Source organism: Nonomuraea sp. bgisy101 (assembly GCF_057708945.1).
On record NZ_JBYITD010000022.1, the window covers coordinates 1 to 13,206 of the forward strand.

The 13,206-nt window shown below is 69.9% G+C and carries 14 protein-coding genes and 1 pseudogene; 7 read left to right on the forward strand and 8 right to left on the reverse strand.

Annotated features, from left to right (window positions below; translation table 11 throughout):
- Positions 1–45 precede the first annotated feature (45 nt).
- Positions 46–396 (reverse strand): PRC-barrel domain containing protein, encoded by a 351-nt coding sequence (locus AC3EO4_RS34655; RefSeq protein WP_379575941.1) that lies wholly within the window; start codon positions 394–396, stop codon positions 46–48.
- Between the two features lie 48 nt (positions 397–444).
- A complete protein-coding gene (locus tag AC3EO4_RS34660; RefSeq protein ID WP_431899629.1) occupies positions 445–765 on the reverse strand; it encodes a hypothetical protein in 321 nt (106 codons plus the stop codon).
- 89 nt (positions 766–854) lie between these two features.
- On the opposite strand from AC3EO4_RS34660, the gene AC3EO4_RS34665 reads away from it, so the two are divergent.
- Complete coding sequence (locus AC3EO4_RS34665; protein ID WP_431899630.1) at positions 855–1,664, forward strand: SAM-dependent methyltransferase; 810 nt, start codon at positions 855–857, stop codon at positions 1,662–1,664.
- 1 nt (position 1,665) lies between these two features.
- Here the strand turns inward: AC3EO4_RS34665 and secA2 are convergent, their stop codons facing one another.
- Positions 1,666–3,855, reverse strand: coding sequence for an accessory Sec system translocase SecA2 (gene secA2, locus AC3EO4_RS34670; protein ID WP_431899632.1), 2,190 nt, complete (start codon positions 3,853–3,855; stop codon positions 1,666–1,668).
- Positions 3,856–3,935: 80 nt separating this feature from the next.
- Positions 3,936–4,826 (reverse strand): DMT family transporter, encoded by an 891-nt coding sequence (locus AC3EO4_RS34675; protein ID WP_379575938.1) that lies wholly within the window; start codon positions 4,824–4,826, stop codon positions 3,936–3,938.
- Positions 4,827–5,248: 422 nt separating this feature from the next.
- Here AC3EO4_RS34675 and AC3EO4_RS34680 point away from each other — a divergent pair, with 422 nt between their 5' ends.
- On the forward strand, positions 5,249–5,611 hold the full coding sequence (locus tag AC3EO4_RS34680) for a VOC family protein (protein WP_379575937.1): 363 nt from the start codon (positions 5,249–5,251) through the stop codon (positions 5,609–5,611).
- 74 nt (positions 5,612–5,685) lie between these two features.
- Complete coding sequence (locus AC3EO4_RS34685; protein WP_431899634.1) at positions 5,686–6,570, forward strand: DMT family protein; 885 nt, start codon at positions 5,686–5,688, stop codon at positions 6,568–6,570.
- A gap of 166 nt (positions 6,571–6,736) precedes the next feature.
- Here AC3EO4_RS34685 and AC3EO4_RS34690 read toward each other — a convergent pair.
- Together AC3EO4_RS34690 and AC3EO4_RS34695 are read right to left on the reverse strand one after the other, a co-directional pair.
- Positions 6,737–6,829, reverse strand: a pseudogene (locus tag AC3EO4_RS34690) (FAD-dependent monooxygenase); the annotation flags it as partial.
- A gap of 169 nt (positions 6,830–6,998) precedes the next feature.
- Positions 6,999–7,586 carry a GNAT family N-acetyltransferase gene (locus tag AC3EO4_RS34695; protein WP_431899636.1) on the reverse strand — a complete coding sequence of 196 codons (588 nt, stop codon included), beginning with the start codon at positions 7,584–7,586 and terminating at the stop codon, positions 6,999–7,001.
- A gap of 106 nt (positions 7,587–7,692) precedes the next feature.
- Between AC3EO4_RS34695 and AC3EO4_RS34700 the strand changes: the two genes are divergently transcribed.
- The 3 genes from AC3EO4_RS34700 to AC3EO4_RS34710 are packed head-to-tail and all read left to right on the forward strand — an operon-like array spanning position 7,693 to position 11,068.
- Entirely contained in the window at positions 7,693–8,895 is a 1,203-nt protein-coding gene (locus tag AC3EO4_RS34700; protein WP_379575933.1) for an acyl-CoA dehydrogenase family protein, read from the forward strand.
- Complete coding sequence (locus AC3EO4_RS34705; protein WP_379575932.1) at positions 8,886–10,025, forward strand: acyl-CoA dehydrogenase family protein; 1,140 nt, start codon at positions 8,886–8,888, stop codon at positions 10,023–10,025. The genes AC3EO4_RS34700 and AC3EO4_RS34705 overlap by 10 nt, the downstream gene beginning before the upstream one ends.
- On the forward strand, positions 10,022–11,068 hold the full coding sequence (locus AC3EO4_RS34710) for an acyl-CoA dehydrogenase family protein (protein ID WP_431899796.1): 1,047 nt from the start codon (positions 10,022–10,024) through the stop codon (positions 11,066–11,068). Before AC3EO4_RS34705 ends, AC3EO4_RS34710 begins: the two co-directional genes overlap by 4 nt.
- A gap of 62 nt (positions 11,069–11,130) precedes the next feature.
- Here the strand turns inward: AC3EO4_RS34710 and AC3EO4_RS34715 are convergent, their stop codons facing one another.
- The gene (locus AC3EO4_RS34715) at positions 11,131–11,694 is read right to left on the reverse strand and encodes a TetR/AcrR family transcriptional regulator (protein WP_379575931.1); all 564 of its coding nucleotides are present in this window, start codon (positions 11,692–11,694) and stop codon (positions 11,131–11,133) included.
- 70 nt (positions 11,695–11,764) lie between these two features.
- On the opposite strand from AC3EO4_RS34715, the gene AC3EO4_RS34720 reads away from it, so the two are divergent.
- A complete protein-coding gene (locus tag AC3EO4_RS34720; RefSeq protein WP_431899639.1) occupies positions 11,765–12,559 on the forward strand; it encodes an SDR family NAD(P)-dependent oxidoreductase in 795 nt (264 codons plus the stop codon).
- Here AC3EO4_RS34720 and AC3EO4_RS34725 read toward each other — a convergent pair.
- Complete coding sequence (locus tag AC3EO4_RS34725; protein WP_431899640.1) at positions 12,540–13,118, reverse strand: TetR/AcrR family transcriptional regulator; 579 nt, start codon at positions 13,116–13,118, stop codon at positions 12,540–12,542. The genes AC3EO4_RS34720 and AC3EO4_RS34725 overlap by 20 nt on opposite strands.
- Positions 13,119–13,206 lie beyond the last annotated feature (88 nt).

The window sequence follows — 13,206 nt, forward strand, 5'->3', positions numbered from 1 at the left end:
AGAAGGCCCACACCCCCCCGGGGGGCGCGCCCCTTCAGTCTCCGGTCAGAAGGTGTTGGGGAAGCGGCCGTAGTACTCGCCCAGCCGCTGCCGGTAGGCCGGCTCCTTGAAGGCGCCCTCGTCGAACTCGGGCGCGTTCTTGATCTCTTCCTTCGTCCTGGAGACGTGGACGTTGCGTGCCTGCGGGTCGATGCGCGTGATCACCGAACCGGGAAGCATGACCTTCTTGCCGAAGATCCACGGCCCGGTGTCGACGATCACGTAGCTCTCGCCGACCTCGTAGGTGGCCTCGTCGATTGACCCGATCTTTCCGTCCGTCGCCTGAACGTGGTATCCCACGAGGTCCAGGCTCTGGTTCCGGTCGTAGACGTCAGGACGATAGTTCCAGAGCTCCATTGGTGCTCTCTCCCTCTCTTCTGTGCGTCTTTCTCGGGCCGGCCTCCTCTACCCGGGCAATCGACGGTCAATCCCGTCATGATGGATTTGCGAGCGACTGTTCCGAGTGGCAATCCAGACGCCGCTCAGGAGGCACGCGAGCGGGAGAACCAGCATGATCGTGCGGCCTTCGTACGACGGCCCCAGCTCCTGGCCAAGAATCACGAGCGGGAAGTAGGCGGCGATCAGCATGATGGCCCACCCGTGCAGGCGGGCTTTGATCACGTGCCTGCGGAATGGGAGCAACCGAACCGTGCGGTCGGTGCCCACCATGTACAGGCCTACTCCGACATAGATCGTGGAAAGTGCTAAGCCGAACCAGTCGATCACCCGAAAGAACATCACCCAGCTCCGTCCCACTTGAAGATCGTTCCAAACGTATCGCGGACAAAGGGTGTTAAGTCCGGATACGATCCGCCATGGCCACCGAGAATTTCCCCGAATGGGCGCCCCCCGGCGTCGATCCCACCCGACCCAGCGTGGCCCGCGTCCATGACGTCCTTCTCGGCGGGACCGAGAACTTCGCGGTGGACAGGGCCGTGGCCGAGCGTCTGCGCCAGGCCGTACCCGACATCGGGGAACTCACCTGGTGCAACCGCGCCTTCGTCGGCCGCGTCGTCACCTACCTGGTCCGCGAAGCGGGCGTGACCCAGCTGATCGACCTCGGCTCCGGCCTGCCCACCATCGAGAACACCCACGAGGTCGCCCAGGCCGCCGACCCCTCCGCCCGCGTCGTCTACGTCGACATCGACCCGATGGTCCAGCCGCACGCCGAGCAGATCCTGCGCGAGAACGGCAGGACCGCCGCCATCGCCGTCGACGCGCGCGACGTCGACGCCGTCCTCGGCCATCCCGCCGTGGTGAACCTCATCGACTTCTCCCGGCCTGTCGGGCTCATGATGATCGGGCTCCTGCACCTCTTCCCTGACGAGGAGGACCCGTGGGGCCTGGTCAGGCAGTACATGGACGCGCTGCCGAGCGGCAGCCACCTGGCCTCCTCCAACATGCACGCCGCGGCCACCCCCGAAGCCCAGGCGCTGGAGCGGACGCTGCACGCCACCATGGGCACCGGCCACTTCCGCTCGAAGGAGGCGGTCACCCGCTTCTTCGACGGCCTGGAGCCGGTGGATCCCGGCGTCGTTCACGTCCCCCGGTGGCGGACCCAGGTGGAGGGCCCGCTCGAACCGTGGCAGGAGCTGCTGCTGGGCGGGGTCGGGCGCAAACCCTGACTCAGCCGTGGCGCAGCGCCGACGTCACACGCTTCAGCAGGCGATCGAGCTCGGTGCCGAACGGGTTCTCCTGCACCATGTACGTCCACGTCGCCGTGGGGCGCTTCAGGTCGCGGGCCGGAGCCTCGAAGGACTCCAGCGAACGGCGCTCGACCTCGGCCAGCAACGTCTTGTACTCCGCCACGGCCTCGCGCTGGAACTCGTCGACCGGGCTCATCCGGCCGAGCGCCCGCAGGTGGATGCCCTCGCGCAGGTCGCTCAGGAAGGCCAGATGCTCGGTCCAGCACGTGTCGATCGCGTGCAGGACGATCTGCCTGGCCGTCTCGTCGCGGGTCTCCTCGTCGAGGGCGTCCCAGCGCTCGGGGCCGGCGGCGGCGAGCGCGCCGGCGGCCGACTCGCTGTGCAGGACCTTGTCGCGCCATTCCAGGATGAGCTCGCGCTGGCGCTCCAGCAGGCGGGTGTAGCGCCAGGTGTTGCGGTGGATCTCCAGGTTCACGCCCTCGGCGACGCGCTGGGCGTGGCCGATGAGGTACGCGCCGCGGCGGTGCCGTACCACGCCGTCAGGGTCGGCGGCGGGCGGGCGCTCGTCGGGGACGTACTGCGTGACCAGGTCGTCGCGCATGCTCGCGAAGAAGACGGAACCACCGGGGTCGCCCTGACGGCCCGCGCGGCCGCGCAGCTGGTCGTCCAGCCGGCTGCTGACGTGCCGGCCCGAGCCGATCACGTACAGGCCGCCCAGCTCGGCCACGCCCTCGCCGAGCCGGATGTCGGTGCCGCGCCCGGCCATCTGCGTGGAGACGGTGATGGCGTCGCGCTCGCCCGCGCGGGCGATGATCGAGGCCTCTTCCGCGTCGTTCTTGGCGTTGAGCACGACAGGTTCCATGCCGCGGCGCTGCAGCAGCTTGGCGAGGTTCTCCGAAGCGGCCACGTCGAGCGTGCCGATGAGGATCGGCCGGCCCGTCGCGTGCACCGCCTGGATCTCCTCCACCAGCGCCGCGTCCCTGTCGGGCTCGGTCGGGTAGAGGCGGTCGGGCTCGTCCACCCTGACGCAGGGGGTGTTCGGCGGGATGACCGCGACCTTGAGGCCGTAGAACTCGCCGAGCTGCTCGCTGACCGCGACCGCCGTGCCGGTCATGCCGCACACCTGCGGATAACGCTTGATCAGCCCCTGCACGGTGATCTGGTCGAGGATCTCGCCCTTCTCCGTGGGGGAGAGCGCCTCCTTGGCCTCCACCGCGGCCTGCAACCCGTCGGGCCAGCGCTGGAGCAGTGCCACGCGGCCCCGCGAGGGGTTGATGAGCTGCACCTTGCCGTCGCGCACGATGTAGTCGACGTCCCGCGTCAGCAGCGCGTGCGCGTGCAGCGCCAGGTTGAGCTCGATGAGCGTGCCGGGCTCGTTCTCGTCGTACAGCTCGACGCCGAGGATCGACTCGACGCTGTCGGCGCCCTTGGGTGTCAGGAAGACGTTCCTCGCCTGCTCGTCGATCTCGTAGTGGTAGCCCCTGACCAGGGTGCGCACCAGCTCCGCCATCTCCGGTACGGCGTCGCCCGCGTCGGCCGCGCCCGCCAGCACCAGCGGCACCCGCGCCTCGTCCACCAGCACCGAGTCCGCCTCGTCCACCAGCGCCACCTCGGGAGCGGGCATGATGATGTCGCCGGCGCCCGTGCGCATCCGGTCCCGCAGCACGTCGAACCCGATCTCGCTGACCGGGCCGTAGCACACGTCCCTGTCGTAGGCCTCGCGCCGCTCCTCGGGCGTGGAGTTCTGGCCGATCCAGCCGACCGTGACGCCGAGCGCCTCGTAGAACGGCCCCATCCACTCCGCGTCACGCTGGGCCAGATAGTCGTTGACCGAGATCACGTGGACCCGCTTGCCCTGCAGCGCGTAGCCCGCCGCCGCCATCGCGCCCGACAGCGTCTTGCCCTCGCCTGTGGCCATCTCCGCCACGTGCCCGTGGAGCAGGGCCAGCGTGCCGATCAACTGCACGTCGTACGGCCTCAGCCCCAGCGTCCTGTCGGCGGCCTCCCTGGCCACGGCACAGAATTCGGCCAGGTTGTCCATCTTCGGCTCGGGCAGCTCGCCGGGATAGGACAGCTTGTCGGCCGCCTCGACGATCTTCCTGAACGGGGTCAGGTTCAGGCCACCCGGCCGGTCCAGGATGTTCCTGAAAAACCGTGAAAACGACGCCACGAATCCTCCAACGAGCGCTCAGTCGGCACCGGTTCCCGGATCTGTCCGGTACGGCGGCGCACGCCGTACCGGACACTAGCTCATCCGCGTTCGTGAACGCTGAGTATGATCACCGCGGCCAGCAACACGAGACACCCCGCCGCGGTGAGCAGGGTCAGCCGCTCCCCGAACACCAGCACGCCCAGCGCCGCCGCGCCGACCGCCTCCCCGAGGGAGATCACCGAGACGGTGGTCGCCTTGAGCGCGGACAGGCTCCTGAAATACAGCCCGTACGCCAGGGCGGTCGGCACGGCGCCGAGATAGACGAGCAGGCCGATGGTAGGCAGGGTGACCTGCGGCAGGAAGCCGTCGAACAGCGCGAAGGGGGCAAGGCAGAGGGCGCCCACTCCGAACCCGCCGACAGCGGTGCCGTACGGGTCGTCGTGGTGCCGCCGGGAGTGGAGAGTGACCGCGGCGTACCCCGCCGCCGAAACCAGCCCGAACCCGATCCCCGCCGGCGTCCCCCCATCTCCGATCGCCGTCCCGCGAGCCGGATCGTCCGCGCCGCCGAACACGGTCTCGGCGGTCAGCAGCACCAGCCCCACCAGCGCGGCGGCCACGCAGACCGCGCCCACCCGGTCGAGTCGCTCCCTGAGGAACAACCGCCCCCCGAGCGCGGTGAACACCGGTGTGGCCCCCATCGTGACCACCGTCGCGACGGCCACCCCCGAGAAGGAGATCGCGCCGAAGTAGGCGGTCTGGTACACCGCCATCCCTGCCCCCACCAGCAGCATCCTGCTGTGAAGGCTGGGCCTGCGCCGGACGAGGGTGACGAGGAAGACCGCGCCGAGCAGGTACCGCCAGAGCGACACCCCGACCGGTCCCAGCCCGGCGGACTGGAAGAGCAGGGAACCCGCCGCGCCACCCGTGCCCCAGGCGGCCGCGGCCACGGAAACGTACAGCACGCCGCGCCGTACGGAAACTTGCGTCATTGATTTCTCCGAATGGAGTGGTTGTCGACGTTCGGCCCGTACGCGGGCAGCGACCACCACCGGATCGCCCGGATCCGGAGAAATCGGGAAAGGTGCCGCCCGCTAGTGCGCGGGGGGCGGAGAAATCACGAAGAACGGCACGAGCCTCACCCTACGCCTAACACCCACACGCCACGGACCGCCCCCGACCTGCCCCACCGGTTCCCCGCGTTCCGCCGTCCCAGAGGCTTCTCACCGGTTCGCCCCGCGCCCCGCCTCTCGCGTTCCTGCTCGGCGGTCGGTTGCATGTCCCGGGATGGCACGCGGATGCCGTCGCGCCGCTCGCCGCAAGTGCTCCCTGTGCTCGGGTATCAGGTCGGGCTGGTCGGAGCGGGATTCTGTACCTGACACAATCTGACAGGTATGGCAGGAAGACTGGCCGCATGACAACGAAGGCAAACCTCATCGCCGTCACCGTCGACTGCGAGGACCCCGTTCGGATGGCCGAGTTCTGGCACCAGGTCACCGGGTTCGAGATCCAGGTCGCCGAGGCCGAATACTCCGCCGTCGGAGACGGCACGAACACCATCTACTTCGCCCGCCTCCCCGGTTACAAGGCCCCCGCGTGGCCCAGCGACGACAAACAGTTCCATCTCGACTTCCGGGTGCCGGACGTGGCGAAGGCGGTCGAGGAGTACCAGAACGCGGGCGCCACCAAGCCGGACTTCCAGCCGGGCGACGGCTGGGTGGTCATGCAGGACCCCGAGGGGCATGTGTTCTGCGTTTGTCCTGAGAGGTCGTCCTAAAGTCTGATTCGAGAGATGCGGTCGGCACCATAAGCTGGAGCAATGCTCGTGAATTTGCCCCTGCGTGGGCGCCCATGACCTGGGTCGGCCTGATCATCGCCCTCGCTGGGGCACTGGGATACGCCGTAGGGGCGGCGCTGCAGCAGTTCGAGGCGGTCGCCGAAGGCGCCTCGCTCAAGCTGGTGAAGCGCCCGCGCTGGTGGGTCGGCGGCGTCATCGGTTTCACCGGCGCCAGCCTGCACGCGGTGGCGCTGAGTTTCGCGCCCCTGGTGGTCGTGCAGCCGGTGTCGGTGGCGACGTTGGTGTTCGCCGTGCCGCTGGCCGCCTACCTGTACGGCCGCAAGCCGTACAAGGCGGAGGTCCTCGGGTCGATCGCCGTCGCGGTGGGACTGTTGTGGCTGACGCTGCTGGTGCCGCACACCGACGTGACGCCCGAGCTGTCCACCCCCGCCGCGCTGGGGTTCCTGGCGGTGATCGGGGTGATCGTGCTCGTCGCGAACCTGGCGGCGGCAAAGTCGACGGGCGCGGCCAAGGCTCTGCTGCTGTCGGTCGGGGCGGGCGTGGTGACCGCGAGCGTGTCCACGTTCGTGCGGGTGGTCGGCGGCGGCCTGCATGGCGATCTGTCCAGGCTTGTCCACTGGTTCACGCTGGTCATCCCGACGATGCTCGTGTTCGCGGTCGTCCTGCTGCAGCGCTCCTACGCGGTCGGCTACTTCGGTATCGCCTACGCGGGCGTGCAGGTCATCGACCCGATCACCTCGGTGCTCGCGGGGGCGATCCTGCTCGGTGAGCCGTTGCCCACCTCGCCGTCGACGGCGGTGCCGGCGCTGCTGGCCGCGGCGCTGACGATCGGCGGGACGATCACACTCGGGCGGCTGGCCCCCGACCAGTCGCGGCCGCTTCCCGAGGTGTCCATCCCAGTACCTCATCCATCGACCGCAGCATCAGATCGGGGCTGAGCCTGCCCGCCAGCGCCATTCCGGTGTCGCGCAACCGTACGGCGAGCGGGTTGCGGATCTTGGTCATCCTGCAGATCCTCATCGACCGGGCCACCACCTTCGACGTACGGCCGAGCCTGGCCGCGGTGTAGGCGGGCAGGTCGCAGGGGTCCATCGCCAGCACGATCGCATCCTCGACGGCCTGGCACGCGCCCTGGCCGAGGTTCGGCGTCATGGGGTGCGCGGCGTCACCGACCAGCGCCACCCTGCCGCGGTGCATCGCAGGCAGCGGAGCGTCGAGAGAGTAGGGCCAGCTGGTGGCCTACGGCGAGGGCATCATGTTCGACGCGATCGCGGGCGCGGGTGTGATGCCCTCGATCGAGGACCTTCGGGCGGGCCTGAGCGAGTTCCTGTCCGGCATGCTGTCCTGACCGGCCGCCCCGTCGGGTTCAGGCGTAGGAGTCCACGAGGCGGGCGCGGTGCGGCGGCCACTCCTCGGGCAGGATGCCGAACACGACCGCGTCCCGCCACGTCCCGTCGGGCCGCTGCCTGTTGCGTCGCAGCGTCCCTTCGTGCACGCCGCCGATCCGCCTGATGGCCGCCTGCGACCTGGTGTTCAGGTGGTCGGTCTTCAGCTGCACCCTGTTGTAGCCGATCACGTCGAAGGCGTGGTCGATCAGCAGCACCTTGCAGCTGGTGTTCACCGCGGTGCGCCACACCGCCCTGCCGTACCAGGTCCATCCGATCTCGACGCTCTGGTCGAAGCCGGGCACGTCGAGATAGGTCGTCCATCCGACGGCCTTGCCGCTCTGCTTGAGGACGACCGCGTGCGCCGCGTACTTGTCGCTGTCGATGATCTCCGCGGCGACCGTGGCGAGTTCCTCGGGAGTGCGCGGCACCGGGGCAGGCATCCAGCGCCACACGTCCTCGTCTCCACCCCCCGCCTCGAACAGGTCGGGAACGTGGTCGAGGGTCAGCGGCTCGAGCCGTACGACGGCGTTCTCGTGCACGGTGGCGGAGGGCAGCTTGGCGGTCATGCGGCACACCGTACCGAAGGCGCTCACCTGCGCTTATGGCCACCCGCTCGGTTTTCCTCGCGACCACTTGTCGACACTCATACCGGCCGGTCGGTATGGTCAGAGCATGGACTTCGCATTCGACACCGTCACCGAGGACCTGCGCGAGCGGCTGCTGCGCTTCATGGACGAATGCGTCTACCCGGCCGAGGAGGCCTTCGAGGAGCAGGCCGCCGCGAGCGGCTGGAGCAGCCCGCCGCTGATGGCCGATCTGAAGGAGGAGGCGCGCAGGAGGGGGCTGTGGAACCTCTTCCTGCCGGGCGAGCACGGCGCAGGCCTCACGAACCTGCAGTACGCGCCGCTGGCCGAGATCACCGGCCGGAGCCCGAGGATCGCGCCGACGGCGACCAACTGCGCCGCGCCCGACACGGGGAACATGGAAGTGCTGTCGATGTTCGGCAGCGAGTGGCAGCGCAAGGAGTGGCTGCAGCCGCTGCTCGACGGCGAGATCCGCTCGGCGTTCGCGATGACCGAGCCCGACGTCGCCTCGTCCGACGCCACCAACATCTCCACCCAGATCGTCAAGGACGGCGCGGAGTACGTTATCAACGGCCGCAAGTGGTTCATCTCCGGCGCGATGAACCCGGACTGCAAGATCCTCATCGTCATGGGCAAGACCAACCCCGACGCGCCCAAGCACCGGCAGCAGAGCATGGTGCTCGTCCCTCGCGACACCCCGGGCCTGCACATCAAGCGCGGCATGCACGTCTTCGGTTACAGCGACGCCGACCACGGCGGCCACGCGGAGGTGGTGTTCGAGGACGTGCGGGTGCCCGCCGACAACCTGATCGGCGAGGAGGGCGGCGGCTTCGCGATCGCGCAGGCCAGGCTCGGCCCCGGCCGTATCCACCACTGCATGCGCATGATCGGCATGGCGGAGCGGGCGATCGAGCTGATGTGCAGGCGCTCGCTCCAGCGGACGGCCTTCGGCAAGACGATCGCCGAGCAGGGCGTCGTCCAGGACTGGATCGCCGAGTCACGGGTCCGGGTGGAGCAGCTCAGACTGCTGGTGCTCAAGACCGCGTGGCTGATGGACACCGTCGGCAACAAGGGCGCCCATACGGAGATCCAGGCGATCAAGATCGCCACGCCCCGCGAGGTCGAGTGGATCCTCGACAAGGCCATCCAGGTCCACGGCGCGGGCGGGGTCAGCCAGGACTTCCCGCTGGCGGGGCTCTGGGCGGGAGTGCGGTCGCTGCGCTTCGCCGACGGGCCCGACGAGGTGCACAAGCGTTCGCTCGCCCACAGGGAGTTGAAGAAGTGGATGTAGTCGACAGGTTCCTGGAGAACGCCCCCTCCGACCGCCTGGAGTTCCTGCGGGCACGGTTCGACGCCGGGCTGGCGTGGGTGCACTTCCCCGTGGGGCTGGGCGGGCTGGACGCGCCCCGCGAGCTGCAGCAGGAGGTAGAACGCGCGCTCGCGCACACCCCGCAGCTCGACACCGGCGTGCAGGGCATCGGCCTCGGCATGGCCGCCCCGACGATCCTCGCGTTCGGCACGGAGGAGCAGAAGAAGCGCTTCCTGCGGCCCCTCTGGACGGGCGAGGAGATCTGGTGCCAGCTCTTCAGCGAGCCGGGCGCGGGCTCCGACCTCGCCACGCTGGCCACCCGTGCCGTCAGGGACGGCGACGAATGGGTCATCGACGGTCAGAAGGTGTGGACGTCCGGCGCCCATCACGCCCGCTGGGCCATCCTCGTCGCCAGGACAGACCCCGACCTGCCCAAGCACCGCGGCCTGACGTACTTCATCTGCGACATGGACGCCCCCGGAGTCGACGTGCGCCCGCTGCGGCAGATCACCGGAGAGGCCGAGTTCAACGAGGTCTTCCTCACCGGCGTCCGCCTCTCCGACGACCTGCGCCTCGGCGAGGTCGGCGACGGCTGGAGGGTCGCCCAGACCACGCTCATGAACGAGCGCGTGGCCATCGGCGGCGCGCCCGTCCGCAAGGGCGGCGGCATGGTCGGCCTGGTCGCCGACGCCTGGCGCGAGCACCCCGAGCTGCGCACCCACGACCTGCACCAGCGCCTGCTCGCGCTGTGGGTGGAGGCCGAGGTCACCCGCCTTTCAGGGGTACGGCTGCGCGAACAGCTCGCCGCAGGGCAGCCGGGCCCCGAGGGCTCGGGCATGAAGCTCTCGTTCGCCAAGCTCAACCAGGCGCTGACCGGGTTCGAGGTGGAGTTCCACCGCGACCTCGGCTACGACGACTGGGCCTTCCGCCGCTCCGATTCGGTCGACTTCCTCGGCCGCGGGCCCGGCTACCGATACCTGCGCGCCAAGGGCAACTCCATCGAGGGCGGCACCTCGGAGATCCTGCGCAACATCATCGCCGAGCGCGTGCTCGGCCTGCCCTCCGAACCCCGCGTCGACAAGGACGTGCCGTGGAAGGACCTGCCGCGATGACGCTGCTCTACACCGACGTCGAGGAGGAACTGCGGGCCGCCGTCCGCGACCTGCTCGCCGACCGCTGCCCGCCCTCCGCGGTGCTGGCCAGGGTCGAGGGCACGCCCTACGACCTGGACCTGTGGAAGACGCTGGCGCGCGACATCGGCGTGGCGGGGCTGCTGATCCCCGAGGAGTACGGCGGGGCGGGCGCCTCGGCGAGGGAGGCCGCGGTCGTGCTGGAGGAACTGGGCAGAGGGGTGACGCCTGTCCCGTTCTTCACCAGCTCGGTGCTCGCCACCCACGCCCTCCTCCAGGTGGGCGCCGCGGATCTGCTGACCGGCATGGCGGCCGGAGAGATCACCGCGGTCGTCGCCGTGCCGTTCACGGCCTCGCCGTACAGGGAGGCGAGGGTGGCGGTCACGCTCACGGACGGGACGCTGACCGGGCAGGTCCGTGGGGTCGCGGGCGCCGATGTGGCCGACGTGCTGCTGGTGCCGGTCGACGGCGTCCTGCACGCCGTCCGCGCGGCCGACGTCCGCGTCGAGGTCGTGCCCTCGCTCGACCTGACCAGGCCGATCGCGCACGTCACCCTCGACGGCGCGGCCGCCGAGCCGCTGGGCGCGTTCGACCTGGCCGAGACGCTGCGGTTCGGGGCGGGGCTGCTGGCCTCCGAGCAGCTCGGCGTGGCCGAGTGGTGCCTGGAGACGACGCTCGCCTACGTCAAGGAGCGCTACCAGTTCGCCAGGCCCGTCGGCTCCTTCCAGGCGATCAAGCACAGGCTCGCCGACCTGTGGCTGGACGTCGTCAGGGCACGGGCCGCCGCCCGCGGGGCCACCGACGACGCTCCGATGTCGGCCGCGGTCGCGCAGGCGTGGAACGCGGGCGTGGCGGTGCACGCGGCCGAGGAGGCGGTGCAGCTGCACGGCGGGATCGGGATGACCTGGGAGCATCCCCTTCACCTGTACCTCAAGCGCGCCAAGGCCACCGAACTCGCCCTCGGCACGCCCGGCGATCACCGGGACGCGCTGGCTCCGCTCGCCGACCTGCCCGGCCCTGCCTGACGTGGTGCACGTCGTCCACCGGGAGTGGAGCGCCGGCCCGCTCGGCAAGCTGACGCGGGCGCTCAGCGGGCGGCGACGCCGTACATGAGGGTGTCGAGGAGGCGTGCCGCCAGCGCGTCGGGGTCGGCGTCGGCGGGCGCGGTGTGCGCGGTCTCGGACAGCAGCGCCAGGTAGGCCTGCCGTACCCAGGCGACGTCCACCTCGGCCCGCACCAGCCCCGCCTCCTTCGCCCTGGCGAAGACCGCCTCGCACGTGGCCATCACGCTCTCCTGCACCTGCCTGGCCTCGGCGCCCATCGGCACAGGACTGGCGAGGGTGAACCGCCATCCGGGCTTGACCTGCAGGATCGCCGCCGTCGCCTGGTGGAGGGCGACCAGCGGGGGAGCGGTCAGCGGGCGCGCCGCGTTGACGATCGCGTCGAGCTCCCGCCACGCCGCCAGCTCCATCGCCTCGACGAGCGCCTCGCGGCTGGCGAAGCGCCGGTGGACCGTGGCCCGTGCGACGCCGGCCGCCTCGGCGATCTGCTCCATCGTGGCCGAGGGGTTCTCGCTGAGCAGCCGCTCGGCGGCCTCCATGATCGCGCGGACGCTCCGCTCGGCGTCCGCACGCAACCGCCTGACCGTCATGCGTCGACGGTACAGCACTTAACTGAGACAAGACGTTGCAGTTAGCTATAGAACTGCTACATTTACTCTCATGAACAGGACTTCTCTCGTCACCGGCGCCTCATCTGGGATCGGCGCCGAGTTCGCTCGCCAGCTCGCCGCCCGTGGCCACGACCTCGTTCTCGTCGCCCGCTCCGTGGAGCGGATGCAGGCGCTCGCCGCCGAGCTGAGCGCCGCCCACGGCATCGCCGTGGAGGTGATCGGCCAGGACCTGTCCGCCCCCGGCGCCGCCGCCGCGGTCGCCGAGCGGCTCGGAGGCCGCAGGATCGACCTGCTGGTCAACAACGCGGGATTCGGTACGGCAGGCCGCTTCCAGGACCAGTCACCCGAACGCGAGCGCGACGAGCTCATGGTCAACGTGGTCGCGCTGGTCGGCCTCACCCACGCGCTGGTGCCCGGCATGCTGGCGCGGGGTGAAGGGGCGGTCGTCAACGTCGGCTCCACGGCGGGCTTCAACATCGCGCCCTACTTCGCCACCTATGGCGCGTCGAAGGCCTTCGTCCTCAACTTCAGCCTCGCCCTGTGGAGCGAGCTGCGCGGCACGGGGGTCAAGGTGCTGGCCGTGACACCGGGGCCGGTCGAGACGGCGTTCTTCGACGTGCTGGGAACCAGGGACGCGGCGCTCGGCGGCCGCATGGTCACGCCCGAGTTGGTGGTCGCGGCGGCCCTGCGCGGCCTCGACCGCGACCGCGGCTACGTGGTGCCGGGCGCGAGCAACTTCGCGATGGCCCACCTGATGCCGCGCAGGCCACGCAAGCTGCTGGCCCTGATCGGCCGGGTGGTCACCAGGGCCGTCGCCCGCACCCCTACGGCCGCAGCGACGTGAGCAGCAGATCGGCGAAGTGCGCGCCGACCTGGGCGCCCGACAGCGCGCCCTCGGCGTGGTACCAGGAGCCGAGGTGGTGGACCGAGCCGAAGAAGTAGTCGACGACGATCTCGGCGGGCACGTCCGAGCGGAACGCGCCCTCCCGCTGGCCCTCGTCCACCAGGTCGCGGAACCTTTCGTGGTAGCGCCGGCGCTCGGCCCTGACGGTCTTCTGCGTCTCGGGGGCGAGCAGATGCATCGACCTGAAGAAGATCTTGGAGTCGTCGAGGTTGTCGGTGGTGGTCTCCACGACGTCGGCCGCCGCCGCGTGCAGGCGCTCGGACACGGTGCCGGGGCCGTCGGCGATCTTCGTCAGCCGTTCCATCTGCATCCGGAGCACGCGACCATAGATCTCGTGGAGCAGATCGTCCTTGGAGTCGAAGTAGTGGTACATCGCCCCCTTGGTGACCCCGGCAGCGACCACGATCTCCTGCACCGACGTGCTCTCGAAGCCGCGATCGGCGAACAGCCGCGTCGCCTCGGACAACAGTCGCTGTCTGACCGGTTCTTCCTGTGCCATGGTCATTAGCATACCGACTGGTCGGTCGAGCGTCCGGAAGGGGCTCCTCACGGCTAAGTTAGGCTTGCCTTGGGTATCTGATGACCAG

What these genes read in the sequence shown, in the direction of transcription:
- AC3EO4_RS34680 (WP_379575937.1), top strand. Translation starts at nt 5,249, where the DNA reads ATGACAACGAAGGCAAACCTCATCGCCGTCACCGTCGACTGCGAGGAC.
- AC3EO4_RS34725 (WP_431899640.1), bottom strand. Translation starts at nt 13,118, where the DNA reads ATGGCACAGGAAGAACCGGTCAGACAGCGACTGTTGTCCGAGGCGACG.
- AC3EO4_RS34700 (WP_379575933.1), top strand. Translation starts at nt 7,693, where the DNA reads ATGGACTTCGCATTCGACACCGTCACCGAGGACCTGCGCGAGCGGCTG.
- AC3EO4_RS34715 (WP_379575931.1), bottom strand. Translation starts at nt 11,694, where the DNA reads ATGACGGTCAGGCGGTTGCGTGCGGACGCCGAGCGGAGCGTCCGCGCG.
- AC3EO4_RS34655 (WP_379575941.1), bottom strand. Translation starts at nt 396, where the DNA reads ATGGAGCTCTGGAACTATCGTCCTGACGTCTACGACCGGAACCAGAGC.
- AC3EO4_RS34675 (WP_379575938.1), bottom strand. Translation starts at nt 4,826, where the DNA reads ATGACGCAAGTTTCCGTACGGCGCGGCGTGCTGTACGTTTCCGTGGCC.
- AC3EO4_RS34695 (WP_431899636.1), bottom strand. Translation starts at nt 7,586, where the DNA reads ATGACCGCCAAGCTGCCCTCCGCCACCGTGCACGAGAACGCCGTCGTA.
- AC3EO4_RS34720 (WP_431899639.1), top strand. Translation starts at nt 11,765, where the DNA reads ATGAACAGGACTTCTCTCGTCACCGGCGCCTCATCTGGGATCGGCGCC.
- AC3EO4_RS34685 (WP_431899634.1), top strand. Translation starts at nt 5,686, where the DNA reads ATGACCTGGGTCGGCCTGATCATCGCCCTCGCTGGGGCACTGGGATAC.
- AC3EO4_RS34710 (WP_431899796.1), top strand. Translation starts at nt 10,022, where the DNA reads ATGACGCTGCTCTACACCGACGTCGAGGAGGAACTGCGGGCCGCCGTC.
- AC3EO4_RS34665 (WP_431899630.1), top strand. Translation starts at nt 855, where the DNA reads ATGGCCACCGAGAATTTCCCCGAATGGGCGCCCCCCGGCGTCGATCCC.